The 24,613-nt window shown below is 72.4% G+C and carries 25 protein-coding genes; 17 read left to right on the top strand and 8 right to left on the bottom strand.

What is annotated here, in order from left to right; all coding sequences use genetic code 11:
• Positions 1–115 precede the first annotated feature (115 nt).
• Positions 116–718 carry a hypothetical protein gene (locus Q0817_RS13765; RefSeq protein ID WP_298589197.1) on the top strand — a complete coding sequence of 201 codons (603 nt, stop codon included), beginning with the start codon at positions 116–118 and terminating at the stop codon, positions 716–718.
• 159 nt (positions 719–877) lie between these two features.
• Positions 878–1,405, top strand: a complete 528-nt coding sequence (locus Q0817_RS13760; RefSeq protein WP_298589194.1) for a hypothetical protein — start codon at positions 878–880, stop codon at positions 1,403–1,405.
• A gap of 6 nt (positions 1,406–1,411) precedes the next feature.
• Here Q0817_RS13760 and Q0817_RS13755 read toward each other — a convergent pair whose 3' ends face one another.
• From Q0817_RS13755 to Q0817_RS13735, 5 genes are read right to left on the bottom strand one after another with little or no spacing between them, the layout of a single operon-like run.
• On the bottom strand, positions 1,412–2,581 hold the full coding sequence (locus Q0817_RS13755; protein WP_298589275.1) for a cysteine desulfurase family protein: 1,170 nt from the start codon (positions 2,579–2,581) through the stop codon (positions 1,412–1,414).
• Between the two features lie 2 nt (positions 2,582–2,583).
• Entirely contained in the window at positions 2,584–3,531 is a 948-nt protein-coding gene (gene nadC / locus Q0817_RS13750) for a carboxylating nicotinate-nucleotide diphosphorylase (protein WP_298589192.1), read from the bottom strand.
• Positions 3,525–5,459: an L-aspartate oxidase gene (locus Q0817_RS13745; RefSeq protein WP_298589189.1), complete on the bottom strand. Its 1,935-nt coding sequence runs from the start codon at positions 5,457–5,459 to the stop codon at positions 3,525–3,527. Before Q0817_RS13745 ends, nadC begins: the two co-directional genes overlap by 7 nt.
• On the bottom strand, positions 5,456–6,751 hold the full coding sequence (nadA, locus tag Q0817_RS13740; protein ID WP_298589186.1) for a quinolinate synthase NadA: 1,296 nt from the start codon (positions 6,749–6,751) through the stop codon (positions 5,456–5,458). Before nadA ends, Q0817_RS13745 begins: the two co-directional genes overlap by 4 nt.
• Complete coding sequence (locus tag Q0817_RS13735) at positions 6,748–7,452, bottom strand: NrtR DNA-binding winged helix domain-containing protein (RefSeq protein WP_298589183.1); 705 nt, start codon at positions 7,450–7,452, stop codon at positions 6,748–6,750. The genes nadA and Q0817_RS13735 overlap by 4 nt, the downstream gene beginning before the upstream one ends.
• A gap of 224 nt (positions 7,453–7,676) precedes the next feature.
• On the opposite strand from Q0817_RS13735, the gene Q0817_RS13730 reads away from it, so the two are divergent.
• The 7 genes from Q0817_RS13730 to Q0817_RS13700 all read left to right on the top strand — a co-directional run bounded on the left by Q0817_RS13730 (position 7,677) and on the right by Q0817_RS13700 (position 14,427).
• Positions 7,677–8,330: a DUF6318 family protein gene (locus Q0817_RS13730; protein WP_298589180.1), complete on the top strand. Its 654-nt coding sequence runs from the start codon at positions 7,677–7,679 to the stop codon at positions 8,328–8,330.
• Positions 8,331–8,560: 230 nt separating this feature from the next.
• Positions 8,561–9,400 carry a PKD domain-containing protein gene (locus tag Q0817_RS13725; RefSeq protein WP_298589177.1) on the top strand — a complete coding sequence of 280 codons (840 nt, stop codon included), beginning with the start codon at positions 8,561–8,563 and terminating at the stop codon, positions 9,398–9,400.
• Positions 9,401–9,529: 129 nt separating this feature from the next.
• Positions 9,530–9,919 carry a hypothetical protein gene (locus Q0817_RS13720; RefSeq protein ID WP_298589174.1) on the top strand — a complete coding sequence of 130 codons (390 nt, stop codon included), beginning with the start codon at positions 9,530–9,532 and terminating at the stop codon, positions 9,917–9,919.
• A gap of 20 nt (positions 9,920–9,939) precedes the next feature.
• Positions 9,940–11,328, top strand: a complete 1,389-nt coding sequence (locus tag Q0817_RS13715) for a M4 family metallopeptidase (protein WP_298589172.1) — start codon at positions 9,940–9,942, stop codon at positions 11,326–11,328.
• A 76-nt stretch (positions 11,329–11,404) separates the two neighbouring features.
• The gene (locus Q0817_RS13710; protein ID WP_298589169.1) at positions 11,405–11,737 is read left to right on the top strand and encodes a protealysin inhibitor emfourin; all 333 of its coding nucleotides are present in this window, start codon (positions 11,405–11,407) and stop codon (positions 11,735–11,737) included.
• Between the two features lie 165 nt (positions 11,738–11,902).
• Entirely contained in the window at positions 11,903–13,627 is a 1,725-nt protein-coding gene (locus Q0817_RS13705) for an aryl-sulfate sulfotransferase (RefSeq protein WP_298589166.1), read from the top strand.
• 341 nt (positions 13,628–13,968) lie between these two features.
• Entirely contained in the window at positions 13,969–14,427 is a 459-nt protein-coding gene (locus Q0817_RS13700; protein WP_298589141.1) for a VOC family protein, read from the top strand.
• Between the two features lie 13 nt (positions 14,428–14,440).
• Here Q0817_RS13700 and Q0817_RS13695 read toward each other — a convergent pair whose 3' ends face one another.
• On the bottom strand, positions 14,441–14,965 hold the full coding sequence (locus tag Q0817_RS13695) for a glyoxalase/bleomycin resistance/extradiol dioxygenase family protein (RefSeq protein ID WP_298589139.1): 525 nt from the start codon (positions 14,963–14,965) through the stop codon (positions 14,441–14,443).
• Positions 14,966–15,055: 90 nt separating this feature from the next.
• Here Q0817_RS13695 and Q0817_RS13690 point away from each other — a divergent pair, with 90 nt between their 5' ends.
• Complete coding sequence (locus Q0817_RS13690; RefSeq protein ID WP_298589137.1) at positions 15,056–15,976, top strand: helix-turn-helix domain-containing protein; 921 nt, start codon at positions 15,056–15,058, stop codon at positions 15,974–15,976.
• A gap of 25 nt (positions 15,977–16,001) precedes the next feature.
• Here Q0817_RS13690 and Q0817_RS13685 read toward each other — a convergent pair whose 3' ends face one another.
• Positions 16,002–16,364, bottom strand: coding sequence for a rhodanese-like domain-containing protein (locus tag Q0817_RS13685; RefSeq protein WP_298589135.1), 363 nt, complete (start codon positions 16,362–16,364; stop codon positions 16,002–16,004).
• A gap of 243 nt (positions 16,365–16,607) precedes the next feature.
• Here Q0817_RS13685 and Q0817_RS13680 point away from each other — a divergent pair, with 243 nt between their 5' ends.
• From Q0817_RS13680 to Q0817_RS13655, 6 genes are all read left to right on the top strand, one after another.
• Entirely contained in the window at positions 16,608–17,726 is a 1,119-nt protein-coding gene (locus tag Q0817_RS13680; protein WP_298589133.1) for an alkene reductase, read from the top strand.
• Positions 17,727–17,832: 106 nt separating this feature from the next.
• A complete protein-coding gene (locus Q0817_RS13675; RefSeq protein ID WP_298589130.1) occupies positions 17,833–19,779 on the top strand; it encodes an HNH endonuclease signature motif containing protein in 1,947 nt (648 codons plus the stop codon).
• Between the two features lie 85 nt (positions 19,780–19,864).
• A complete protein-coding gene (locus tag Q0817_RS13670) occupies positions 19,865–20,116 on the top strand; it encodes a DUF3253 domain-containing protein (protein ID WP_298589127.1) in 252 nt (83 codons plus the stop codon).
• A 33-nt stretch (positions 20,117–20,149) separates the two neighbouring features.
• Positions 20,150–20,878 carry a hypothetical protein gene (locus tag Q0817_RS13665; RefSeq protein ID WP_298589115.1) on the top strand — a complete coding sequence of 243 codons (729 nt, stop codon included), beginning with the start codon at positions 20,150–20,152 and terminating at the stop codon, positions 20,876–20,878.
• Positions 20,879–20,887: 9 nt separating this feature from the next.
• Entirely contained in the window at positions 20,888–21,403 is a 516-nt protein-coding gene (locus Q0817_RS13660) for a methylated-DNA--[protein]-cysteine S-methyltransferase (RefSeq protein ID WP_298589113.1), read from the top strand.
• Positions 21,404–21,437: 34 nt separating this feature from the next.
• Positions 21,438–21,788, top strand: a complete 351-nt coding sequence (locus tag Q0817_RS13655; protein WP_298589112.1) for a cupin — start codon at positions 21,438–21,440, stop codon at positions 21,786–21,788.
• A gap of 39 nt (positions 21,789–21,827) precedes the next feature.
• Here the strand turns inward: Q0817_RS13655 and Q0817_RS13650 are convergent, their stop codons facing one another.
• The gene (locus Q0817_RS13650; RefSeq protein WP_298589111.1) at positions 21,828–22,895 is read right to left on the bottom strand and encodes a spore photoproduct lyase family protein; all 1,068 of its coding nucleotides are present in this window, start codon (positions 22,893–22,895) and stop codon (positions 21,828–21,830) included.
• Between the two features lie 163 nt (positions 22,896–23,058).
• Here Q0817_RS13650 and Q0817_RS13645 point away from each other — a divergent pair, with 163 nt between their 5' ends.
• Positions 23,059–24,558: an FAD-dependent oxidoreductase gene (locus Q0817_RS13645; protein ID WP_298589109.1), complete on the top strand. Its 1,500-nt coding sequence runs from the start codon at positions 23,059–23,061 to the stop codon at positions 24,556–24,558.
• The last annotated feature ends 55 nt before the right edge of the window (positions 24,559–24,613 follow it).

The raw sequence follows: 24,613 nt of genomic DNA, 5'->3' as shown, positions 1-24,613 counted from the left end.
CTCGGGCGGCCGCCGTGCCGTCGCGCTGGACGCATCCACTGATCTTCATTAGCCTCCCCACCACGGCCTGACGGCCGGACTCCTGTCGGGGGACAGGAGGGACTGGGGGGACGGAGTGAAGAAGAGACTGCTGGCCTGCGTGGTGGCCGCCGCCACGGCCGCTTCCATCGGGCTGAGCGTGCCGGCTACGGCGGCCGTGACGCTGCGCGCCGACGGTACGGGCTCCGTGGGCCGGGAGGACGTCCTGCGGGCCGTGGGCTGGACCAACGACCGGCTGCAGACCTCCGCCGCGGAGCTGGACCTCGTCGCGGAGACGGTCACCGTGGCCACGGCCTCGTGGGAGTGCGTGCAGGAGTCCACCGGCGCCGTGACCGTCCAGGAACGGCGGACGACGACGACGGCCCGGGCGGACCTGCTCGCCGCCGTGCAGCGCAGCTCCGTGACGGGTGCCGTCACGGGCTTCGAGCTGCAGGGCTTCGCCGAGGACGCCGTGTCCGTCGCCGTGGTCGAGGGCCCGGAGCTCGACGCCTGCCCCGCCGACGGCGGCTCGAACGCCACCGAGAACGCGAACAAGAACGAGAACGCGAACGAGGCCGGGGCCTGGTCCCGGGTGCCGCGGTCCACCGAGCGGGCGCAGGCGCACGAGGGGCCCGCTCTCGAGCTCGTCCACGAGGGCGTGGCGCACCGGGTGCCCACCGAGCGGGACACCGCGGCCTGAGCGCCGGCGCTCCACGGTGCGGCATGTGTCGTCGCAGGTCGGACGGGGGTCACAGAAAGGTCACGCCGCTGGATCCGCCCCCCGCGCCTGCATTAGCGTTCGGAAAAACGGCCCAGGAGCTCCTCTCCGGTGCCGGGGGACAGGGGAATGGGGAAGCACATGCAGAAGTTGATCGTGGTCCTGGCGGCTCTCGCGGCGGCGGGGGTGTCGATCGGGCTGACGGCGCCCTCCTGGGCGGCCACGCAGCTGCACGAGGACGGCACCGGCTTCGTGACCGGCGCCGACGCCATGACCGCGCTCGGCTGGGACGACGCGACGCTGCAGGCGAACGCGGCCTCGCTCGAGTTCGTGGCCGAGACCGCGTCGGTGACCACGTTCTCGTGGGAATGCGTCAACCCGGAGGGCACCGAGGTGCTGTCACAGCGCACGGATCTGGTGGTCACCGAGACCCGGGGGATCGCGAGCGCGCCGAGCACCCTGTGGTGGGGGACCGTCGTCGGCTTCCGGCTACAGGGCTTCGACGGCCTGGGCGCCTCGAGCGCGGTCCCCGAGGGGCCCGCGCCCCACTCCTGCCCCGATCCCTCGTGGAGCCTGGTGCCGGAGAGCACACGGACCGTGGAGGAGAAGGGCGAACCGGTCCTGGCGGTCGTGCACGGCGGGGTGCAGCACCCGGTGCCGGCCGGCTGAGCCCGCTCAGCCGCGCGGGGCGCTCAGGCGTTCGAGGACGTCCCTGACCGCCGCCACGATCCCGTCCACCTGCTCCGGGGTCACCGCGGCGGACAGCGTGAACCGGACCGCGGTGGTGGCGACCTCGGCCGGGAGCCCCATGGCGGTCAGCACGTGGGAGGGCTCGGTGTCCCCGGCCGAGCAGGCCGAGCCCGAGGAGACGAGCAGCCCGCGCGCCTCCAGGTCCACCAGGACCGTCTCGCCGTTGACGCCCGGGAAGCAGAAGGAGGCGTTGCCGGGCAGCCGCGCCGCCGGCCGCTCCCGCGGGTCGGGGCCGGTCAGCACCGCCGAGGGGACCGCGGACAGGACCCCGGTGATCAGCCGGTCCCGCAGTCCGGCGAGCCGCACCGACCGGTCCGGGCGCTCCTCGGCGGCGAGCCGCAGGGCCGTGGCGAAGCCCACGGCGCCGGCCACGTCCGAGGTCCCGGAGCGCCGGCCGCGCTCGTGCCCGCCGCCGCTCAGCAGCGGGCGCAGGGGGGTCCCTCGGCGCAGGAAGAGCACGCCCACGCCCTTGGGTCCCCCGATCTTGTGCCCGGCGAGGCTCAGCGCCGCCACGTGGAGCGCTTGTACGTCCAGTTCCAGCGCCCCGGCCGCCTGGACCGCATCCGTATGGAACGGGACGTCCCGCGCCCGAGCCACCGCAGCCAGTTCGGCGATCGCCTGGACCGCACCCGTCTCGTTGTTCGCATGCATCACGGATACCACTGCCGTGTCCGCACGAACAGCCCTCGCCAGGGAGGAGGGGTCCACGAGTCCCTCGGAGGACACGCCCAGCTCCGTGAGCTCGAAGCCGTCCCAGCGGGCCAGGTCCCGCGCCGAGCCGAGCACGGCGTGGTGCTCGACCGCGCTCGTCACCACGTGCGTGCGCGCGGGGTCCCGGTCCCGGCGCCCCAGGGCGATGCCCTTGACGGCCAGGTTGTCCGCCTCGGTCCCGCCGGACGTGAACACGACCTCGGCGGGCCGGCAGTTCAGCACCTGCGCGACCGTCCCGCGGGCCTGGTCGAGACCGGCCAGTGCCCGCCGGCCCGCCTCGTGGTGGCTCGAGGCGTTGCCGAACTCCTGGGTGAGGTAGGGCCACATGGCCTCCAGGACCTCCCGCCGGACGGGGGTGGTCGCGGCCGAGTCGAGGTACAGCATCGTCATCCCGTCCCGGTGCCGTGGCCGCTGCCGAGCCCACTGCCGAGCCCGCTGCCGAGGCCGATGTCGAGGCCGAGGTCCAGGTTCCGGGCGGAGTGGGTGAGCGCGCCCACCGAGATGACGTCCACCCCGGTGGCCGCGATGTCCCCGACGCTCTCCAGGCTCACGCCGCCGGAGGCCTCGACGGTCGCCCGGCCGTCGATGATCGCCACTCCGGTCACGAGGTCGTCCACCGAGAAGTTGTCCAGCAGGATCGTGTCCGCGCCGCCGGCCAAGACCGCCTCGATCTGGTCGAGGCGGTCCACCTCCACCTCGAGGTGCATCGTGTGGGGGAGACGACGGCGCAGCTGCCGCAGGGCGCCGGCCAGGTCGGTGCCGTCGGCCGTGAGCAGGGCCAGGTGGTTGTCCTTGGCCATCACGGCGTCCGAGAGGGAGTGCCGGTGGTTGTGCCCGCCCCCGCTGAGCACGGCGTGCTTCTCGAGCGCCCGCAGCCCCGGGGTGGTCTTGCGCGTGTCGGCCACCCGGGTCCGGGTGATCGTGCCGGGCGGCAGGTTCGCGGCCCGCTCCACGCGGGCGACTGTCTCCTCGACGGCGGCGACGTAGCGGGCGGTCAGCGTGGCGATCCCGCACATCCGCTGGGTGAGGTTCAGGGCCACGCGCTCGCCGGTCAGCACGGCCCGGGCGGGACCGATCACCACGGCCAGGGTGTCCCCGGCCGCAAAGCGGTCGCCGTCGGCGGAGACCAGCTCGACGGCCACGGCGGGGTCCGCGGCGGCGAACGTCGCGGCGAAGACCTGCCCGCCGGAGAAGACGCCGGCCTCGCGCGCCACGAGCTCGGCGCGGGCGGCGGCGCCCGCGGGGATGAGGTGCTCGGAGGTGATGTCGCCCCAGGGGGCGTCCTCGGCGAGCCCCCGCTCCACGACCTCGGTAATGGCGGCTCGGGTCAGCATGCGGGGGTCCTCTCCGGGATGTCGAATATGTCAAGACGGGTATATCCCCTGGTCAATGAGGGTTTGTCGAGCGCGACCGGGGGTGGGTCCAGGCGCCAGAACGTGCGCCGCGCGCGGGCGGGATCGGACGCCGGGAAGTCCTCCCGGTAGTGGGCACCCCGGGACTCGGTGCGGTGCAGGGCCGCCGCGGCCACGGCGCGGCCCACGGTCAGCAGGTTCCGGTCCTCGACCGCGCGGCGGGAGAGACCGGTGGGTGGGCGGAAGCCGGCCAGCCGCCGGGCCAGCGCCTCGAGCCGCGAACGGTCGCGCAGGACGCCGGCGCCGGCCCACATGGCGTCCTGGAACTGCTCGCGGTCGAACGGCTCGGTGTTCCCGTCGGCCGGCACGGCACTCCCGTCGCGCCGCTCGGTGTCCCCGTCGACCGGCAGAGCCTTTCCGTTGACCGGCAGAGCCTCTCCGTCGACCGGCTCGGTGTCCTTGTCGAACAGCACGGTGTCCTTGTCGACCGGCACGGTGTCCCTGTCGACCGGCGCAGCGCTCCGCGACCGGGCGGCCGCGATCCCGGAACGACCGGCCGCCGGCAGGATCTCGGCGCGGCCGGGCAGGACGAGGCGCGCCGGGGCGTCGTCGTCCGCTGGGCCGGTCCCCAGTGCGTCCGTGCGCAGCGCGTCCGCCTGCAGTGCGCCGGCCACGCGGGCCCCGAAGACGGCACCCTCGAGCAGCGAGTTGGAGGCGAGCCGGTTGGCGCCGTGCACGCCCGTGGCCGCGCACTCGCCCACGGCGTAGAGCCCCGGGACGGTGGTGCGGCCGAGTCCGTCGGTGGCGACCCCGCCCATGAGGTAGTGGGCCGCCGGGGTGACCGGGACCGGTTCGCGGGACCAGTCGACGCCGTGCGCCCGCAGGGCGGCGTCGATCGTGGGGAAGCGCCGGGCGAGGAACTCTGCGGTCGTGCCGGCCCCATGCAGGCCGGGGCCGGACGGAGCCAACCCGGTGCAGTCGAGCAGGACCGGCCGGCCGCCCTGGGCCAGGGACCGGCGGACGTTCTCGCGGGCCACGACGTCGCGGGGCGCGAGCTCCGCGCGCGGGTGCACGTCCTCGAGGTAGCGCCGGCCCGTGGCGTCCCGCAGCACGGCGCCCTCGCCGCGGACGGCCTCCGAGACCAGGAAGCAGCCCGGGGCGGCCAGCGCCGTCGGGTGGAACTGCACGAACTCGAGGTCCGCCACGGCGGCGCCGGCCCGCAGGGCCGCGGCGACGCCGTCGCCGGTGGCCACGGCCGGGTTGGTGGTGTGCGGATAGAGCTGCCCGGCCCCGCCCGTGGCGAGCACCACGGCGTCGGCGGTCAGCTCGTGCAGCCGGTCCCCGGGGCCCGTCAGGACGAGGGCCCCGGCCGCACGGCCGCCGGGGCCGAGTACGAGGTCGACCAGCATGGTGTGCCGCAGGATCTGCAGGCGCCCGGACGTCTCGGCCGCCAGCGCGGCGGCCAGGAGGGCGCGCTGGATCTCGTGGCCGGTCGCGTCGCCGCCGGCGTGCAGGATCCGGGGCACGGAGTGGGCGCCCTCGAGGCCCTCGAGCCAGGGGGAGTCCGTTCCGGCCTCGCGGTCGAAGCCGACACCGCACGCCACGAGCTCGTCGATCGCGGCCGCCGAGTCGCGCACGAGGACGCGCACGGCGTCGTCGTCGCACGTCCCCGCCCCGGCGGCGACGGTGTCCTGGACGTGGAGCTCCTCGGAGTCGCGGGGCTGGCCGGCGGGGAGCGCGGCCGTCATGGCCGCGATCCCGCCCTGCGCGCGGGCCGTGCTGGTCTCGTCGAGGGCGCCCTTGCTCAGCAGCGTCACGTCGAGCCCGTGGCGGACGGCGCCCAGGGCCGCGGTGAGACCGGCGATGCCGGAGCCCACCACGAGCACGCGCGGTGCCGGGTGCGTGCTCACCGCGGCAGCGCCGCCAGCATCCGCTCGAGCGCCACCTCGGCGTCCCGGGCGGTCGTGGGGTCCACGGTGATCTGGTTGATCACGCGCCCGGCCACGAGCTCCTCGAGCACCCACGCGAGGTAGCCGGGGTGGATCCGGTACATCGTGGAGCACGGGCAGATCACCGGGTCGAGGCAGAAAATCGTGTGCTCGGGGTGCTGGTCGGCGAGCCGGTTGACCATGTTGATCTCGGTGCCGATCGCGAAGGTGCTGCCGGGCTCGGCGGCCTCGATGGCCTTGCGGATGTAGTCGGTGGAGCCGTTCTCGTCGGCGGCGTCGACCACGGGCATGGGGCACTCGGGGTGCACGATCACCCGCACCCCGGGGTGCTCGGCGCGAGCCTTGTCGATCTGGGCCACGGTGAAGCGGCGGTGCACGGAGCAGAAGCCGTGCCAGAGGATCACCTGGGCGTCCTGCAGGTCCTGCGCGGTGTTCCCGCCGAGGTCCTGGCGCGGGTTCCACATCGGCATCTGCTCGAGGGGGATCCCCATGGCCTTGGCGGTGTTGCGGCCCAGGTGCTGGTCCGGGAAGAACAGCACCCGCTGGCCGCGCTCGAACGCCCACTCCAGGACGGTCGCGGCGTTGGAGGAGGTGCACACGATGCCCCCGTGCCGGCCGCAGAACGCCTTGAGCGCCGCGGAGGAGTTCATGTAGGTCACCGGGACGACCGTCTGGCGGCCGTCCGCCGTCGTCTCCCCGAGGACGTCCATGAGCTGCTCCCAGGCCTCCTCGACGGAGTCCTCGTCGGCCATGTCCGCCATGGAGCAGCCGGCGGCGAGGTTGGGCAGGATCACGGACTGGTGGTCGCCGGAGAGGATGTCGGCGGTCTCGGCCATGAAGTGCACGCCGCAGAACACGATGGCCTCGGCCTCCGGCTTGCTCCTGGCGGCGCGGGCGAGCTGGAAGGAGTCGCCGAGGAAGTCGGCGTGCTTCACGATCTCGTCCCGCTGGTAGAAGTGGCCGAGCACCACCGCGCGCTCGCCCAGGGTCTCCTTGGCGGCGGTGATCCGCCGGTCGAGCTCCTCGGCGGAGGCGTGCTGGTACTCCTCGGGGATGACGGGCTGGGCGGGGGCGCCGGTGGGCACCACGTCGGCCTCGGAGGCGCCGGGGCCGTAGCCGGCGGCGACGGTGGGCGCGAAGTCCCACGGGTTCGCGGCGAGGTCGGTGCTGCAGGTGCTGGTGGCCGGGGCGGTGCCCGGAAGCTCGGCCGGCTTCTCGGCCAGCAGGTCGATGCGGGTGGCGACGGAGGTCATGTCTGCTCCTGGGTGGTGCGGCCGGCCGGGGTGCGGTCGGCGAGGTCGAGGTCGGTGTCGTAGCGGTAGAGCCGGGGCGGGCGGTGTCGGGTGCCCTCCAGGCGGGTGCCGGTGTCGAGGACGGCGCCGGAGGCGAGCACCTGGCGCCGGAAGTTGGCCGGATCCAGGGGGGTGCCGAGGATCGCCTCGTGCACCTCCCGCAGTGCGGCGAGGGTGAAGGTCTCGCCGAGGAAGGAGTGCGCCACGCGGCTGTAGGTGATCTTGTTGCGCAGCCGGTAGAGGGCGTAGTCCACGATGTCGGTGTGGTCGAACGCCAGGGGCGGCAGCTCGGTGGTGCGCATCCACGTGACGTTGAGGTCGGCGTGGAGGTCGGAGGCCTGGTCGGCGCGGATCGAGGCCCAGTAGACGATCGACACGACGCGCTCCTCGGCGTTCGCCGAGCGGGTCAGGCCGCCGAAGGCGTAGAGCTGCTCGAGGTAGCCGGGCTGCAGGCCGGTGGTGAGCTGCAGCGAGCGGGCGGCGGAGGCCTCGAGGTCCTCGTGCGGCTGGAGCGGCCCCCCGGGCAGGGCCCACATCCCCCGGAAGGGGTCGCGGATGCGCCGGACGAGGGGCAGCCAGAGCTCCTTGCGGCCGTCGGGGCCGGTGTCCCGGGCGGCGAAGATGACGGTCGACACGGCCAGCGCCACGGTCTGCGGGGTCATCGTCACCTCCTTCACGACCAGTACCTTCAGGTTGCAGTGACTATAACACTGTTCAAGTCAGTGTGACATTAACGAATTCGTGACGAGGGTGCTGCTGACCTGGCCCCATGAAAACGCGTATTTTCCGGTGTCCACAGGGGTTGCTCCCGCACAGCGGAGGGCACTTACCATCTGACCCATCCAGCCGGCCCGTCCGGCCGTGGCAGAGCGAAGCGGGGAACTTCATGGTCCGGTCCAACCCAGTCGGCACGGCGGTCGGGGGGCTCGTGCTGGCGGCACTGCTCCTCACGGGGTGCGGCAGCGACGACGACGGCGCCGCGGCGTCACCTTCCAGCGCCACCCCGTCGGTCTCGGCGGACTCGGCGACCTCGGCGGCGCCCAGCCCTGAGGGCACTCCCGCCGACTACGTGCCGGCCTCGCTCGCGGGCCCTGCACAGAACGTGCCGAAGCCCGTGATGCCGGAGCTGGCGCGGGAGGAGTCCCGGGAGGGGGCGCAGGCTTTCCTCGACTACTGGTCCGACGCCATGTGGTACGCCTACCAGACCGGCGACACCTCGTATGCGCGGGAAATCACAAGCGATGCATGTGAAGCATGCATGGACGAACTAGACGAGTTGGGTGCCGTCTATGAGGAGGGAAGCTGGGCAATTGGTGGCCGAGAGTCAGTTGAAATCAGTCAGGCGGAACTTTTCAGGGCCGCGGACGGCATATACAAACCCGTGGTCGTCTACAAGCGAGAATCAGGGCAATTGGTAAGCGATGCCGAAATCGAGGTGGATGCACCGGGAGAGCCGGGCGATAAATCCATACTTTATATGGATTTCGCAGACGGCAGTTGGATTTATATCACCCTCGCCCCGATCCCAGGCGGACAGTAATGAATGCCTCCCGTACCGTAGTGCTGCTGTCCATATTGCTAATTCTTCCACCTTCCATTGCGAGCCACGCAGCGGAAGAGGACGAGAGTAGCTCCAGCCAAAAACTTTTCAGGAAGAATGAGCTACAAAAAAGCGAATCCTACACTTTTGATTCATATGCGGATGGCGAAAAGGTGAAAATATCGGTCGACGTACGCAGAGAAAACGAACGGAATGACCTGAAAAATTTCGTGTCTGGTAAGCACGAGGCGGCCACACCCGTCGACTACGACCCGGACGAGGACCCCGTCTTCCAGAAAGCCCTCCGCCAGTACCTGAACGACCAGGGGATCGACCGGCCGTTCAACCCGGACACCATCGCGCAGTCGAAGCAGCAGACGTTCGGTCTGCAGAACCCCTGCACCAACCGGACCGGCGACATCCTGGAGGACTGCCTGGCCGAACGGGACTGCACCACGGCCGACGGTGGGGAGGGCGTCTACATGAACGTCGTCGTCCGGCAGGGGGACGGTCCCAGCACGCCGTGGGGCGAGCCCATGTGTGTCTCGGTGGCCGAGGCGGAGGGCGGCGAGGAGGTCGTCGAGCTGCCGACCTTCACCCTGCAGGACTTCAAGACGCTCGCCGTCGCGCCCGCGGCCAGTGCCGTCCAGCCCGCACCCGACACGCTGCGGGGCATGCACACCAACGTCTGGGCGGAGGCGCGGCCCCAGCAGTTCAGCACCGAGCTGGGCGGGTTCCCCGTGCAGGTGCGCGCCGTCCCGGTCCGGTACGCGTGGGACTACGGCGACGGGACCGCGCTCGGACCCACCGAGCTCAGCGGCGCCCCGCTCGCGGAGGGAGCGTGGGACGTGGAGACCGACACCAGCCACGTCTACACCGAGACCGGTGACTACGCCGTCTCGCTCACCACCTGGTTCTCCGGCGAGTACTCCGTCGCGGGCGGTCCGTGGCTGCCCGTGGCGGGGCTCAACGACGTGGCGAGCGCGCCGGTGCCGATCAGCGTCTGGCGCTCCACGGTGCGCAACTACGCGGACGACTGCCTGGAGAATCCGCAAGGCGTCGGCTGCTGATTTCCGCTCCGACCGGTACACCGTCGGATTGTGGTGGGATGATCGATGCACATGGTTCCCCGGTCCCCGGAGAACCCGGTCAACGGTCCCGCCGGTGCTCGCGCGCCGGTCGAGGAAAGGGGCGGAACAGTGACGATCTCCGGTCCGTGGGTGCTCCACTTCAGCTGGGGCTGCACCGACGACTACGGCCGGGTGAGCCTGGCGTTCAACCCGGACGGCACCTTCTCGGGCGGCGGCTTCTCCGGCGCCTGGCGGCAGCACGACGGCACGCTGCTGCTCCGTTTCGCCGACGGCCCCGCGCAGTACGGCGGCACGATCACCGGAAGTGCGGGGGCGGGGGCGATGTCCTCCTTCGACGGCACGCCGGGCGGCTGCTGGTACCTGACCAGGCAGGGGGCCACCGGCGAGCCGGAACCCGCGGACAGCAGCGCCGGACAACCGGCCGACGTCGCCGGGCGGCGGCGGGACTCCGCGGGAACGGCGCCCGGTGAGCTGGACGCCGCGGGCAACCGGATCTGATGCGGACAGGTGGGGAGACGATGAGCATGGAGCACGGACACAGGCCCGAGCGCAGGCCCGGGCACGGACCGTTCTGCGGCGTGATCCCGCCGTACGTGCACGAGCAGATGGCGGTGCACGGGGACGAGCAGACCCGCAGGAACGCCCTCGCCGCACTCGCCGTGGACACCACGGTCCGGGCGGAACGTCTGATCGCGGATCTGACCGCCCGATCCGTCGCGATGCAGGCGACCGCCCACCGGGAGCGCAGGGTGCACTCGGCGGGCAACACCGCCGAGCTGCCGGGGACGCTCGTGCGCTCCGAGGGGGACCCCGCCAGCGGCGATCCCGCCGTGGACGAGGCGTACGACGGGCTGGGCTCCACGTTCGACCTCCTGCAGGACGTCTTCGGGCGCAACTCCCTCGACGACGCCGGCATGCCCCTGCTCGGCACGGTGCACTACCAGAACAAGTACAACAACGCGGCGTGGGACGGCCGGCAGATGATCTTCGGGGACGGCGACGGCCAGTACTTCAACCGCTTCACCGCCTCCGTGGACGTCATCGGGCACGAGCTCGCGCACGGCATCACCACGCACGAGTCCGATCTCCTGTACATGTACCAGTCCGGAGCGCTCAACGAGCACTTCTCCGACGTCATCGGGGCCATGGTCGCGCAGTACGTGGCCGAGCCCCGGCAGACGGCGGCGAACGCCGACTGGATCATCGGCGCCGGCCTCTTCACGAGCGCCGTCGACGGCGTCGGCCTCCGGTCGATGAAGGCACCCGGCACCGCGTTCGACGACGACGTGCTCGGCAAGGACCCTCAGCCGGACCACATGTCCCGCTTCGTGCACACCCTGGACGACAACGGTGGGGTGCACATCAACTCCGGCATCCCGAACCGGGCCTTCCACCTCGCGGCGATCGGGCTGGGCGGCTACAGCTGGGACCGGGCCGGCAAGATCTGGTATGCCGCGATGCGGGACCCCGAGCTGCGGCGCCTGCGGTGGACCGCGCAGTTCAAGGACTTCGCGGGGCTCACGATCAAGCACGCCGCCGCCCTGTTCGGGCCGGCGGAGCAGGCCGTGGTGGCGGACGCGTGGCAGCAGGTGGGGGTCACCCCCGAGGCGGCCCGGGCCGTGAGCGCCCTCGTGGACGAATGGGTGCTCCACTACAGCTGGGGCTGCACGGACCCCTACGCGCAGACGAGCCTCATGTTCCACGACGACGGGTCGTTCACCGGTGAGCTGTCCGGCAGGTGGCACCAGCAGGACGGCACCCTGCTCCTGTCCTTCGACGCCGGTTCGGCCCGCTACGCCGGCACGCTCGCGGGCGACGTCGCCACGGGTGCCATGTCCACCTTCGAGGGAGCGGACGGGTGCTGGCGCCTGACCAGGAAGGGCGCCACGGGTATAGTCGGGAACTGATTCCCCACCGGCCCCGCCGGTCCTCGCGCGGGACCGGCCCGGGCCATCCGCGTCCTACGGAGGGACGGTGCCGTTCATGGCGAGAGTCAGCTACCGCCTCGAGGGAGGCATTGCGTACTTCCCCGGGCTGGCCGTGGAGAGAAGCTTCGAGACGGAGTCCCTGCCCCGGGCGCAGCAGGACGCGCTCCTCGACCTCTTCGAGACCGTCCGTGCGCACCGGCTGGAGTCGACCGCCCCGACGACCCGCGGTGGGACGGCCGACCAGCAGTCCTACGTGATCGAGGTCCAGGAGAGCTCCGGTGTCCGGCGCCTCGTGGTGAGCGAGTTCGACCAGGACCCGGCGGCGCAGGAGCTCGTGGCGCGGCTGCGCGACTGCGCCGACCAGTGCGAGCCCGGCGGAGGACAGTGAGGCGGATCCGGGCCCGCCGGAGGTCATCCGGGGTCACGCCGCGCCGCCGACCCGCCTCCGGGGTGGGACGTTAGCCTCCGCAAATGCATCGCCCCTTATCAGAGGGGGATCGGGTGGTTACACTCGGCCGGACTTGACCGCCGCGCCCACCGCCAGGAGTCCGAGATGTCGAAGAGATCGCGCGCTCGTTCCGTCACCCTTCTCACGGCGGCCGCCCTGGTCGTGTCGGGGGCCCCGGCTCTCGCGGCCCCGCCGCCGAGGATCCTGCAGCAGCCTGATGCGCCTCCGCTCGTGCCCGCCGCCGACGAGCTGGTCGCCACGGCCGAGACCTACCCGGAGGCGGACGCGAACCTCTACACCGTCTCGGTGGCCCGCAACGGCGTGCCCGTGGAGCCCCGTGGCTTCGCCCTGGACGTGCAGCAAGTGGTCGACGCCGCGCTGGACGACCTGCAGACCCTGGGCTCGGCCCCGGACGACCCCCTGCTCGTGCTCAACCCCTACGGCACCAACACCACGGGCGTCTACGCCCAGTTCGGGACCCAGGGCGACGGCACCCTGACCTACACCGTGAGCTCTCCCGGCACCGAGGACTTCACGCGCGTCGCCGCGGACCACGACCCGAACGCCGCGTCGTTCGAGGGGCAGCTCATCGGGGTGGTGCCGGGGGTCGAGAACACCGTGACCACCACCTGGCAGCCCGACGACGGCGAACCCGTGGAGTTCTCGTTCACCATGACCGCTCCGCCGAGCGCGTCGGGCGACCGCACGACTCTCGACCGCACCGTGGTGGGGAACGCCGAGGAGCTCACCGATGGGCTGTTCGCGGTGATGGGGCTGAGGCGCCACATCGACTACACCCTGCTCTACGACAACGCGGGGGTGCTGCGCGCCGAGTTCGACCTCGACGGCTACCGCACGGATCGGCTGGAGTTCTACGGCGACACCATGGTGACCACCGTCGGGACGGACAAGGTCGCCCGGATCGACGGCCTCGGCCGGGTCGTGGCCACGCACGTCTTGGCGGGCTTCGAGATGCACCACGACTTCGACATCACCGACGACGGCAAGCTAGTGATCCTGGCGACGGAGACCGCCAAGGGCAGCGTGGAGGACGTCCTGGTGTCCCTGGACCTGGAGACCGGGACCTACGGGAAGACGGTCGACTTCACGCAGCTCCTCGCCGGCTACAAGTCCCGCACCCAGCCCTACGGCCCGGGGCCCTACGGTCCGGGCGAGGTGGACGACTGGCTGCACCTGAACTCGGTCGACTGGTCCCCGGACGGGGACTCCGTGATCGTCAGCGCGCGCGAGAACTCCGCGATCCTGAAGGTCGACGACGTCCACGGGAACCCCTCGGTCGACTACATCATCGGTCAGCGGGAGGTTTGGGCCGGCACCGACGCCGAGGGCCTGCTCCTCGAGAAGGCGGGGGACTTCCCCGACACCGGCGGACAGCACTCGGTGGTGCGCCACGACGACGAGACGCTGGCGGACGGCCAGTACTACCTCACGATGTTCGACAACTCGTTCTGGAGGATGAACAGCCGCCCGGACTACACGGGTCCCGTGCCCGCGGGGACCTCCCCGGTGGCCACGGCGGATCCCTCCCTCCGCTCGGAGTACCGGAAGTATCTCGTCGATGAGAACGCCGGGACCTACAGCGCGGTCGAGACCGTCCCCGTCCCCTACTCCGCGATCGTCAGCAACGTGCAGGACCTCGGCGGCCCGCTCGTGATCAACAGCGGCCAGGCCCTGACGTTCGCCGAGTACGACGCCCAGCGCGAGGTTGTCGCCCGCTACGACTACGCCCTCGAGGGGGCGACCGAGAACGACTTCGCCTACCGGGTGCTCAAGTACGAGTTCGAGGATTTCTGGTTCGCCGAGTCCTGAGCCGGCGCGCCCACGACGGCGGAGACGGGCCGCGGGACCGGCGGCACCACGCAGGAGTCCTGCTTCAGCTCGTGTTCAGCGGGAGCTGGTTGGCTGAGTGGTGCGAGGGGATCCCCGGGACACAGGGAGAAGCTGACGGTCCCGGTCGCGAGGTGGAGAGCCGCGACCGGGACCCGTCCCGGAGGCCGGGCCCTGCGCGCGTCCGAGGAGTTCGCGTGCGGGGTCCGGATCCTCGCCCGCAGGGGTGGAGCCCCGTAGAGTGCGTGTCCTGCCGTGCGCACCGGGGGCAGGCACTGCCCCCGGTGCGCACGGCAGGACATCCCGCTCGTAGCGCCACCCCGATGACACCGGAGAACACTGTGCCCATCAGCGCCACCGATTACGCCCACGTTCGGCTCACGGTCACCGACATCGACCGGTCCCGCGCCTTCTACGACGCCGTCTTCGGCTTCCCGGTCGCCTTCGAGGCTCCGCCAGCGGACGCCGACCAGGAGACGAAGGACCAGCTGTCCTTCCTCTTCGGCGGCGTCATCTACCAGTTCGGCGGTGGCCTGCTGGGCCTCCGGCCGGTGGCGCCGGACGGGGACCGGCACGACGAGGACCGGGTGGGGCTGGACCACTTGTGCTTCACCGTGGCGTCGCAGGCCGACCTCCAGGACGCCGTCGTCGTCCTGGACGACCTGGGGATCGCCCACGAGGGGATCAAGGACATCGGCGTCGGACACATCCTGGAGTTCCGCGACCCGGACGACATCGCCCTGGAGCTCCTCGCCCCGGCCGCCGGCCCCCAGGACGCCTGAGCCGCGCGGCGCCTCACCCCTGCCTCATGGACTCCGCCCACTCGGCAACACGGGCGGTGCTCTGCTCCTCGGTGAGGTCCTCGACCCGGGTCATGACCGACCAGCGGACGCCGAACGGGTCGCGGATGCTGCCGTAGCGGTCGCCGGAGACGAACGTGCTCACGGGCTCGCGGACCGTGGCGCCCGCGGCGACGGCGCGCGCCACCGCGTCGTCGACATCCGGGACGTAGAGACCCAGGGAGTAGCAGTCGTCGTCGCCCGCAGGCGGTGCCACGAGGTGAAAGGCGGGATTGACCTCGCCCAGCTGGAGCCGTCCGTCGCCGAGGTCGAGGGTCGCGTGCACGACGACGGGCGCCCCGTCCGGCCCGGGCATGTCGGTGCGGTCGACGAGGACGGCGCCGAAGGTGCGGGTGTAGAAGTCGATCGCCGCGGCCGCGTCGACCACCGCGATGAAGGGGGTCAGGGACGTGAACCCGTGGGGCGTGCCGTCGGTGGTGTGGGCTCCGGTGACCCCGCGGGGGTTCTGCTCTGTGCTCATGCCCCGAGCCTAGGGAGCGGGCCAAGGCCGGTCTTGAAGATTTCCGCCACCCTCGGCTGGTTACGCTCGTGCGCTGATTACGCTCGTGCCATGAGCGAGCCGCCCACCACGCGGGGCCACCTCACCCCGGGACCGCACGCCGCGGTCGTGCGCCTTCCTGCGCCCGACGACGTCGCCCACCTCGTCCGGCAGCTGTGGATCCCGGAGTGGGACCTGCCGGCGGGGGAGCGGGTCGAGCAGCTGGTGCTGGGCTATCCGGCGAGCAACGTGGTGGTCGAGCCGGACGGTGTGGCGCTGCACGGGCCCACGAGCCGTGCGTCCACCCGGGTCCTCACGGGCCGGGGCTGGGCGGTCGGCGCGCTGCTGCGACCGGCAGGGGTCCTGCTGTTCACGGAGCGCCCGGCGGATCTGCTCGACGGGTCGGCGCCCCTCCTCGCCCCCGGGCTGCGCTCGGCCGTCGCGGAGGCCATGACGGGGGCCGAGCCGGCCAGCCGGCACGCTCGGACGGCGGATCTGCTCGACGGGGCGGGACCTCCACCTGCACCCGGACCACGCTCGTCCGTCGCGGGGGCCGTGACGGGGGCCGAGCCGGCCGGTCGGCACGCGCGGGCGGCCGCCCTGCTCGTGGACCACGTCCGGGTGCTGGCGGCGGCGGTGCCCCCGGCGGCGGCGCGGGACGGTGCCGTGGCCAACCGCATGGTCGATCTCCTCGAGGCGGGCGGACCCGTGCGGAGCCCGGCCGATCTCGCCCGGCAGCTGCACGTGTCCGAGCGCTCGCTGCAGCGACTCGCGGCCCGGTTCGTGGGGATGCCGCCGCAGCTGCTGCTCCGCCGTCGTCGGCTCCAGGAGGCGGCCGAACGGATGCGCGCGGAACCGGACGCGGACCTGGGGGCGCTCGCCGCGGAGCTGGGCTTCGCGGACCAGTCCCACCTCACCCGGGAGTTCCGCGCGGTGCTGGGCGCCACCCCGCGAGGCTACGGCCGCGCGCGGGCCGGCCGGGCGGACGGGTGAGGAGCCCGGGGACTCCGGCTGCGGCTCAGGTGATGGTGCCGGGCCGGCCGTTCTTGGCCACCACGCGCTCACCGGCGCGCTGCCAGGCGGTCATGCCGCCGCGGAGGCTGGCCACCTGGTAGCCGGCCTCCGTCAGCTGCCGGGCGGCGTTCGCCGACCGGGCGCCGGAGCGGCAGACCGTCACGACCTGCCGGTCCTTGGAGAGCTCGCGCTGACGGGTGGCGATGGCGTCCAGAGGGATGTGCCGGGCAGCCGGGGCGTGGCCCGCGCGGTACTCCTGGGCCGTGCGGACGTCGACGAGCACGGCACCGCTGTCCAGCAGCTCCCGGGCGCGGGCCACGTCCACGGTCTCGTAGGTGCTGCCGAAGAGTCGGCCGAGAAAGCCCATGGCTCACTTCTCCTTGGTGGTGGTCGAGGGGTCGGCGCCGGGTCGGGCGGGCGTCCCGCCCGGTCCGGGCACGGTGGCGCTGTTCCTCATGGGGTGTCCTTCTGTTCGCTCCGACACGGTCGGGGTACGTGGCGCCAATGATACCCCGGGGGGTATGGATTGTGCCAACTGTGAGGAACGAGACAGCAGGGCCGCAAATAACTCCGAGGGATCTTCCGTTGACACGGAAGAACCAGTTCCCTGATGAAAGGTCTCCTTGTGCAGCCCTCCACCTCGTCCTCCCCCTCCACCTTGTCCACACCCTTCGCCCTCGGCTCCCTCGAGCTGCCGAACCGTCTCGTCATGGCGCCGCTCACCCGGATGCGCTCCGGCCGTGACGGCGTCCCCGGCGAGCTCAACGTGGAGCACTATGCCCAGCGCGCCTCGATGGGACTCATCGTCACCGAGGGCACGTACCCCGACGTGGCGGGGCAGGGCTTCGCCTACCAGCCCGGCATCGAGACGCCGGAACAGGTCGAGGGCTGGCGCCGTGTGGCCGAGAGCGTCCACGCCGCCGACGGCCGGCTGTTCATGCAGGTCATGCACGCCGGGCGCGTCACGCACCCGGACATCAACGGCGGTTCCCAGCCGGTGGCCCCGAGCGCTGTCGCGATCGAGGGCAGGACGCACACCTACCAAGGCAAGGCCGACTACCCCGTCCCGCACGCCCTGACCGCCGAGGAGCTGCCGGCCGTGGCGGAGTCCTTCGTCCGCGCGTCGCGCAACGCGATCGAGGCGGGCATGGACGGCGTGGAGATCCACGGCGCCAACGGCTACCTGCTGCACGAGTTCCTCGCGCCCGGAGCCAACCAGCGGACCGACGAGTACGGCGGCTCCCCCGAGAACCGTGCCCGCTTCGTGATCGAGGTGGTGCGGGCCGTGGCCGAGGCCGTCGGCGCGGAGAAGGTCGGCCTGCGGATCTCGCCCGAGCACAACGTCCAGGACGCCTGGGAGACGGACCACGAGGACGTCCGGGCCACGTACGCCGCTCTCATCGACGGCGTCGAGGACCTCGGCCTCGCCTACCTCTCCGTCCTGCACAAGGAGCCGGAGGGGGAGTTCGTGCAGGGACTGCGCTCCCGCTTCGGCGGTCCCTTCCTTGCCAACAGCGGCTTCAGCGACGTCCCGACCACCCGCGAGGAGAGCGTTCGGCTGATCGAGGAGGGCGTGGCGGACGGTGTCGTCGTCGGACGCCCGGCGATCGCGAACCCGGACCTGGTGCGACGCTGGGCCGAGGGCCTGCCGGAGAACGTGCCGGATCCGAGGACCTTCTACACGCAGAGCGCCGAGGGCTACACGGACTACCCGTTCGCGCAGGCCTGAGCGCTTCCCCTGCGTCCCGTCCGGCCGTGCCGGGCGGGACGCGAACACCTCTGGCCGTGGTCCAGGTCACGTCTTAGCGTGTCGGAGCCGGTTGGGACCATGAACCATGGCCGCCACCGCTGTTCCGCCGCGAAGCCTGGAGGACGCCCTCCGGGAGGAGACGGACCTGGCCGAGATCGGCGAGGAGTTCTCCGACGGCGTCCGGGCACTGGTCGAGGAGTCCTGCGCGGAGGCCCGGGCGGCGGGGCGCCAGTACCGGCTGCTCCACCGGCTCTGGCAGCTCCAGGAGGAGGCCCGGGAGCAGCGCTGGATGGTGGAGGCGCTCTGGATGCGTCCCGGGGCGGACCGGCTGGGCCCGTACTCCCTCGAGCCCGACGAGCAGACGGTGCGGGACGTGGCCGACGAGATCGGCCCGGCCCTCCGGCTTCCCGCGGGCACCGCGCTGCGCCGTGTCGAGGACGCCGTGCTGCTCGCCGAGTCCTTGCCGGAGGTCCTGGAGTCGCTGGAGCAGGGCCTGATGGGCGCCCGGCAGGCGGGCGTGCTCATCGAGCTGTGGCGCGAGCTCGTCTGGGACGCCGGCAGTCTCCCGCCGGAGCTGCAGGCGCCGGTCGAGGGCGTCCGCCGGATCGTCGACGAGCTGCTCCTGCGGGCGCCGGACAGCACCGTGGCCCAGCTGCGCGCTCTGGCACGTCGACGCCGCGCTGGTCTGCTCCGGGAGACCGAGGAACAGCGCCACCGGCTGGCGCTGCAGGACCGTCGCGTGTGGGTCGAACCCCGGGAGGACGGCATGGCACAGCTGTGCGCCCTCTTGGACGCAGCCACCGCGCACGCCATCCAGGACCGCCTCGACACGCTGGTCGATCGTGCTGCCCCCGCAGCCCCGGCCCATGCCCCCGCGGTCCCGGCCGGAGTCTGTGCAGCGCAGGCTCTGACCTCGGCGTCGCCCGCCGCGTCGCCGGCGCCGTCGGAGGCGGCGGACGACGGGCCGTCCGATCTCGCCACCGGTTCTCCGGAGCACCGCACGGCGCCCCAGCTGCGGGCCGACGTGCTGGCGGACCTCCTGCTCGACGGCGAGCCCGCCGATCTGCCGGATCATCTGCGCGGCATCCGCGGGCACGTGACGGTCACCGTGCCCGCTCTCGCACTCCTCCGGAACCCGGCGGAGGTGCTCACCGGCTCTCCCGAGGGCCCGCCGTGGACCTCCCGCTGTGCGGAGCTGGAGGGCTACGGGCCCATCCCGGTCAGCCTGGCCGAGCGGATCGCGGCTCGAGCGCCGTCCTGGTCCCGGATCCTCACCCACCCCGTCACCGGAACCGTCCTGGACCGGGACCGAAGCACGTATGCCGTGCCCGCGGACCTCAAGCACCGCCTGCGGGCCCGGGACGGCACGTGCCGCTTCCCGGGCTGCCGGCGTCGGGCGTCGCGCTGCGACCTCGACCACACCATCGCCTGGGCCGACGGCGGCCGGACCTCGGCGGACAACCTCGCGCACCTGTGCCGGCACCATCATCTCCTCAAGCACCGGGACGGCCCGCTGGGCCGGTGGCGGGTGGAGCACGTGGCGCCCGAGCGCCTGGAGCCGGGGCACCCGCAGCCCGCGCACCCCGAGTACGGACACCTGGAACCCGGGCGCGTGGAGTCCGGGTGCGTGGAGCCCGGCCGTCCGGGCCCGGGGGTCCTGCGACCGGGGCGCGCGAATCCTGTCGCCGAGGAATCCGGAGGGGCGAGGTCGCTGCACCAGCACGGCGTGCTGGAATGGACCTCTCCCGCAGGGCAGGTCCATCGGACCTATCCGGAGGAGCACCGTGACACGGCTACGGACCCCCGTCTGCGCCGTGCTCCGCACCTTGCTCCGTACCCCGCTCCAGACACCGCTCCGCACCGTTCTCCGGACTGCGTAGCGTACGGTGTCGCGGACCCCGCGCCGGACCCCGCTCCGGACCCCGCTCCGGACCCCGCTCCGGACCCCGCTCCGGACCCCGCTCCGGACCCCGTTCCGGACTCCGCACCCCGGCCTCGCTCCGGTCCGGCCGCTGACCCGCCGCCGTTCTGACATCCTGGAGTCGGACCCGGCACGGATCGAGCGCAACCCTGATCGGACGCGCCTTGGGCCGGACCCGCACGGAGAGGAGCCGCCCGTGACCACCCCGTCGCCCGCCGAGATGCGCTCGGTGCTGCTCGACCTGGTCCAGCGCCGCGGGCCCGAGAAGACCGTCTGCCCCTCCGAGGCCGCCCGCGCTCTGGCCCCGGACGGCTGGCGGGACCTGATGGAGGACGTGCGTCAGGAGGCCTACCGGTTGGCCGACGAGGGGCTCGTGGACATCACCCAGCAGGGCCGCACGGTCGACGGCCGGACGGCAAGAGGGCCGATCCGTGTCCGACTCCGCTGAGCGGGACACGAGCCCCCGGGTAGCGTGTGGGACATGACGACCGCACCCATCAGCACCCTGCTCGGGTCCGCTGCCCGCGCGCCGTTCTTCCTGCTCAAGCAGTTCCGGGCCCACCGGCCCATCCACTCGGAGGGTGTCGGCCTCGAAGGCGTCCTGACCCGGACCGGTGGCGGCAGCAGCGGCATCCACTGGATCGACGAGGCCGGTGAGGACCCCGTGCGGGCCCGTTTCTCCCGCTCCTTCGGCTTCCCCCAAGGGTGGCCCGACATCCTGGGCCTCGCCCTGCGCTGTCCCGTGCCGCCCTCCGGGCAGATGGAGGGGCGCAGCGGCGGCCGCGCCGACATCCTCCTCGCGACCGCCGGCAGCGGGCGGTTGTCCCGCTTCGTCCCGACCTTCCACCGGTACGTGCCGGACGGTGCGTTCGCCTCCTTCATGCCCTACCGCGGCCTCGGCGGCCCCGTGCTGGTCGCCGCGCACCCCGAGCCGCGGGCGGAGCGCCTGCCGGCCCGCTCCGACCGCTTCCGGGCAGCGGTCGCCGCCGAGCCGTGGGTCCTCGGCCTGCACTGGGCCACACCCCTCGGGCCGTGGCAGCGCTTCGGGACGGTCGAGCTCGCTCCTGGCGCGCCGTTCGGGGACGACGAACGCTTCGACCCCCTGCTCAACGTCCCCACGGGCGCGGAGAACTACGGGTGGACGTACCGGTTGCGGGAGCCGTCCTACACCCTGGCCCGCACTCCGCGGGAGCAGCTGCACCGGGCGTAGAATCGGCCCATGGGACTGAGACTGGGCCCGGCACCCACCACCGCGACCGTCCGTCGTCACGCCGTCGTGGAGTCGCCCATCGGCCCGCTGGCTCTCGTCGAGGAGGCCGGGGCGCTCGTGGCGCTCTCGGTGGAGGGAGCACGCCAGGGTCCGGTCCCCACCTCCTTCGGAGCACGCGACGACAGCCTGCTCCCGCACGTCCGCGAACAGCTCGGCGAGTACTTCGCGGGTCGGCTGCAGGAGTTCGACGCCGACGTCGTGCTCCACGGGACGCCGTTCCAGGTGCGCGTGTGGCACGCCCTCGCGCAGATCCCCTACGGCACGACCGGCACCTACGGGCAGGTCGCCCGCACGATCGGGGTGCCCCGGGCCGCCCAGGCGGTCGGCGCCGCCAACGGCCGCAACCCCGTCAGCCTGCTGGTCCCGTGCCACCGGATCATCGGCGCCGACGGGCGGCTCACCGGCTACGCCGGCGGCATGGAACGCAAGGAGTACCTGCTGCGCCTCGAGGGCGCGCTGCTCTGAACCCCGCACCGCCGACGCTCCACCAGGAGGACCCATGACCCGCCTCGACGACCTCGCCACCGTCAATCTCGAGAAGGCGCGCGCGTCGGGAACCGGGCGCAGCGCGGAGCTCGTGGTCCACGACGGCGTGCTGCGGCAGACGGTGATGGCCCTGTGCGCCGGCAAGGAGCTCGCCGAGCACGTCTCCCCGCCCGCCGCCACCCTCCAGTTGCTCCACGGCCGGGTCCGGGTGCTCAAGCGCGGTCAGCTCGCCGAGGAGCTCACCGCCGGCGAGCTGCTGTCCCTCACCGACTCCCGCCACTCGGTGGAGGCGCTGGAGGACTCGGTGTTCCTGCTGACCACGGTCTCCCGGCCGTCGGACGGCTACGACCCCCGGGTGGCATGACTCTGGAGCGCCGGCCCGGGAAGCGGGCTGGGCACCGCATCAGAACGCGTAGCGGACGGCGCAGTACGGCAGCTTCTCGTGCAGCAGGTCCAGGAACTGCTCCAGGTACCGCTGCTTGTCCCGGAACCGGTACCGCACGTTCAGGGCCCCGTTCTGGGAGCGCTTGGTCTCCTGGAGATCCGGGCGCCACAGCACCTCCTCGGCCTTGGGGTGCCACTGCGTGTTCACCTCGTGGAGCTGCTCGTTGTGGGTCAGGAAGATGACCTCCGAGGCCAGCTGCTCCTTGGCCGCCGTGCTCAGGCCGTCGTCGAGTTGGTCGAACAGCTCGGCCCAGTCCGCCAGCCAGGTGTCCGTGACGATCACCGGCGAGAAGTTCACGTGCACCTCGTACCCGGCCGCCACGAACTCGTCGACGGCGGCGATCCGCTCCGGCACCGGGGTGGTCCGGATGTCCGTCAGCTTGGCCAGGTGCGCCGGCATCAGCGAGAACCGCACCCGCGTCCGTCCCTGCGGGTCCCAGTCCAGCAGGTCCCGGTTGACGTACTTCGTGGCGAAGGACGCCTTGGCCGTGGGATGGCGGCGGAACAGGTCCACGAGGTCGTGCACGTTCTCGCTGAGCAGCGCGTCCACCGAGCAGTCACTGTTCTCCCCGAGGTCGTAGACCCACGCGTCCGGATCGCACTGGTTGGGCTCCGGCTTGGTGCCCTGGCGGCGGATGTGCCGGTCCAGGTAGCCGGTGATCTGCTCGATGTTGGCGAAGACCGTCACCGGGTTGCTGTAGCCCTTCCGGCGGGGCACGTAGCAGTAGGCGCACGCCATGGCGCACCCGTTCGCCGTGGACGGCGCGATGAAGTCCGCCGACCGGCCGTTGGGGCGCGCCGCCAGCGACTTCTTGACCCCCAGGACCAGCGCCTCGCGCTTGATCCGCACCCACCGCCGGGCGTTGGTCTCGTCCCCGTGCAGCTCCGGGATCTGCCAGTGGCTCGGCACCTCCACCAGGGTGGCGTCCGGCCACCGCTCGAGGACCTCGCGCCCCCGGGGCAGCTCGGCGGCGGCCGGCTCGTAGTAGATGCGGGTGATGTCGACCATGGACGGTTCCGGGGGCATGGCGACGAGTCTAGGAACCGCCTCCGACAGCCGGCTCGCGGAGTCCTCCCGGTCAAGCCCCCGGAAATGGACAGTGGACTTCGCACCTGACGGCCGGGAGGATGGCATCACGGTCCGACCACGACGACCACTCCGGCAGCAGCGACCCCGAGGGAGTTCCTCCATGAGATCCGTATGGCTCGACACGTACGAGGTGCCGTCCACCGCGACGGACCAGTTCGTCCCGGGGGCGCACTACGACACCGTCGTCGCGGGTGCCGGGCTGACCGGACTGACCACCGCGGTGCTGCTCGCCCGTGCGGGCCAGCGGGTCGCCGTGCTCGAGGCCCGCACCGTGGGGGCCGTCACCACGGGCAACACGACGGCGAAGCTGTCCCTGCTGCAGGGCACCACGCTCTCCCAGATCCACCGGCACCAGTCGGACAAGGTGCTGCGCGCCTACGTGGACGGGAACCGCGAGGGCATGGACTGGCTGGTCCGGTTCCTCGAGGAGCGAGGGGTCCCGTTCCAGCGCCGCGCCGCCTACACCTACGCCACGACCTCCAAGGGCGCTTCCACCCTGCGCAAGGAGCTCGAGGCCGCCCGTGTCGCCGGTCTGCACGTGAACTGGACCCGGGACACCGGCCTCCCCTACAAGGTCTCCGGTGCCATCACGATGCCGGAGCAGGTCCAGTTCCACCCCATGGAAGTGCTCGGCGCCCTCGCCGCCGAGCTGCGGGAGCTCGGCGGGACGCTCGTGGAGGGCGTTCGGATCACCGGCGCCGGCGTCCGCTCGCCCCTGACCGTGCAGACCTCACAGGGATCGGTGCGCGCCGACCGGCTCGTGCTCGCCACGGGCACCCCGGTCCTGGACCGCGGCGGGTACTTCGCGAAGCTCTCCCCGAACCGCTCCTACGCCATGACCTACCGGGTCCCCGGGGCGCCGGGGTCCATCCCGGAGGGCATGTACATCACCGCCGACAGCCCCACCCGCACGCTGCGCACCGTCCCGGTCGGCGGGGAGGAGCTGCTGCTGGTGGGCGGCAACGACCACGTGGTGGGACGCTCGGCCTCCCAGCAGGTCGCCGTGGACGACCTCGAGTCCTGGACGCAGCGCTGGTTCCCCGGGGCCGAGCGCACCCACGCGTGGGCGGCGCAGGACTACCAGTCGATCAACCTCATTCCTTTCATCGGCACGCTGCCCCGCGGCGGCGGCCACATCTACCTCGCCACCGGCTACAACAAGTGGGGGATGAGCAACGCCGTCGCCGCCGCGATCGCGCTGAACGCCGAGATCCTCGGCGGCAGCGTGCCGTGGGCCGAGACGCTGGGCCGGCGCGTGACCTCGCCGTCGGACATCCTCACCGCCCTTCGTGTGAACGCCGGCGTGGGCCTCAACGCACCCAAGGACTGGCTCAAGGCCGAGCTCAAGGAGCTGCCGGGCGGGGCGCCCGCGGAGGGGCAGGGCGTCGTCGGCCGCGAGCACGGCCGCCCCGTGGCCGTGTCCACCGTCGAGGGCACCACCTGCAAGGTCTCCGGTGTCTGCACGCACCTCGGCGGTGTGCTGCGCTGGAACGACGCCGAGCGCTCGTGGGACTGCCCTCTGCACGGATCCCGGTTCGCCGCGGACGGCTCCCTGCTCGAGGGTCCCGCCGTGAAGGACCTGCCCCGGCCCGGGCACTGATCCGCCCCCGGACGTGACGGCGGTCCGCCTCCCCTGCGGGAGGCGGACCGCCGTG

This window comes from uncultured Kocuria sp. (genome assembly GCF_947500125.1).
In the GTDB taxonomy this organism is placed as follows: domain Bacteria; phylum Actinomycetota; class Actinomycetes; order Actinomycetales; family Micrococcaceae; genus Kocuria.
Note: the sequence above shows the minus strand (reverse complement) of the source record. Positions and strands in the feature narration are given on the sequence as shown.

What these genes read in the sequence shown, in the direction of transcription:
- Q0817_RS13760 (WP_298589194.1), top strand. Translation starts at nt 878, where the DNA reads ATGCAGAAGTTGATCGTGGTCCTGGCGGCTCTCGCGGCGGCGGGGGTG.
- Q0817_RS13755 (WP_298589275.1), bottom strand. Translation starts at nt 2,581, where the DNA reads ATGCTGTACCTCGACTCGGCCGCGACCACCCCCGTCCGGCGGGAGGTC.
- nadC (WP_298589192.1), bottom strand. Translation starts at nt 3,531, where the DNA reads ATGCTGACCCGAGCCGCCATTACCGAGGTCGTGGAGCGGGGGCTCGCC.
- nadA (WP_298589186.1), bottom strand. Translation starts at nt 6,751, where the DNA reads ATGACCTCCGTCGCCACCCGCATCGACCTGCTGGCCGAGAAGCCGGCC.
- Q0817_RS13735 (WP_298589183.1), bottom strand. Translation starts at nt 7,452, where the DNA reads ATGACCCCGCAGACCGTGGCGCTGGCCGTGTCGACCGTCATCTTCGCC.
- Q0817_RS13730 (WP_298589180.1), top strand. Translation starts at nt 7,677, where the DNA reads ATGGTCCGGTCCAACCCAGTCGGCACGGCGGTCGGGGGGCTCGTGCTG.
- Q0817_RS13715 (WP_298589172.1), top strand. Translation starts at nt 9,940, where the DNA reads ATGAGCATGGAGCACGGACACAGGCCCGAGCGCAGGCCCGGGCACGGA.
- Q0817_RS13710 (WP_298589169.1), top strand. Translation starts at nt 11,405, where the DNA reads ATGGCGAGAGTCAGCTACCGCCTCGAGGGAGGCATTGCGTACTTCCCC.
- Q0817_RS13705 (WP_298589166.1), top strand. Translation starts at nt 11,903, where the DNA reads ATGTCGAAGAGATCGCGCGCTCGTTCCGTCACCCTTCTCACGGCGGCC.
- Q0817_RS13700 (WP_298589141.1), top strand. Translation starts at nt 13,969, where the DNA reads ATGACACCGGAGAACACTGTGCCCATCAGCGCCACCGATTACGCCCAC.
- Q0817_RS13695 (WP_298589139.1), bottom strand. Translation starts at nt 14,965, where the DNA reads ATGAGCACAGAGCAGAACCCCCGCGGGGTCACCGGAGCCCACACCACC.
- Q0817_RS13690 (WP_298589137.1), top strand. Translation starts at nt 15,056, where the DNA reads ATGAGCGAGCCGCCCACCACGCGGGGCCACCTCACCCCGGGACCGCAC.
- Q0817_RS13685 (WP_298589135.1), bottom strand. Translation starts at nt 16,364, where the DNA reads ATGGGCTTTCTCGGCCGACTCTTCGGCAGCACCTACGAGACCGTGGAC.
- Q0817_RS13680 (WP_298589133.1), top strand. Translation starts at nt 16,608, where the DNA reads ATGAAAGGTCTCCTTGTGCAGCCCTCCACCTCGTCCTCCCCCTCCACC.
- Q0817_RS13675 (WP_298589130.1), top strand. Translation starts at nt 17,833, where the DNA reads ATGGCCGCCACCGCTGTTCCGCCGCGAAGCCTGGAGGACGCCCTCCGG.
- Q0817_RS13665 (WP_298589115.1), top strand. Translation starts at nt 20,150, where the DNA reads ATGACGACCGCACCCATCAGCACCCTGCTCGGGTCCGCTGCCCGCGCG.
- Q0817_RS13660 (WP_298589113.1), top strand. Translation starts at nt 20,888, where the DNA reads ATGGGACTGAGACTGGGCCCGGCACCCACCACCGCGACCGTCCGTCGT.
- Q0817_RS13655 (WP_298589112.1), top strand. Translation starts at nt 21,438, where the DNA reads ATGACCCGCCTCGACGACCTCGCCACCGTCAATCTCGAGAAGGCGCGC.
- Q0817_RS13650 (WP_298589111.1), bottom strand. Translation starts at nt 22,895, where the DNA reads ATGCCCCCGGAACCGTCCATGGTCGACATCACCCGCATCTACTACGAG.
- Q0817_RS13645 (WP_298589109.1), top strand. Translation starts at nt 23,059, where the DNA reads ATGAGATCCGTATGGCTCGACACGTACGAGGTGCCGTCCACCGCGACG.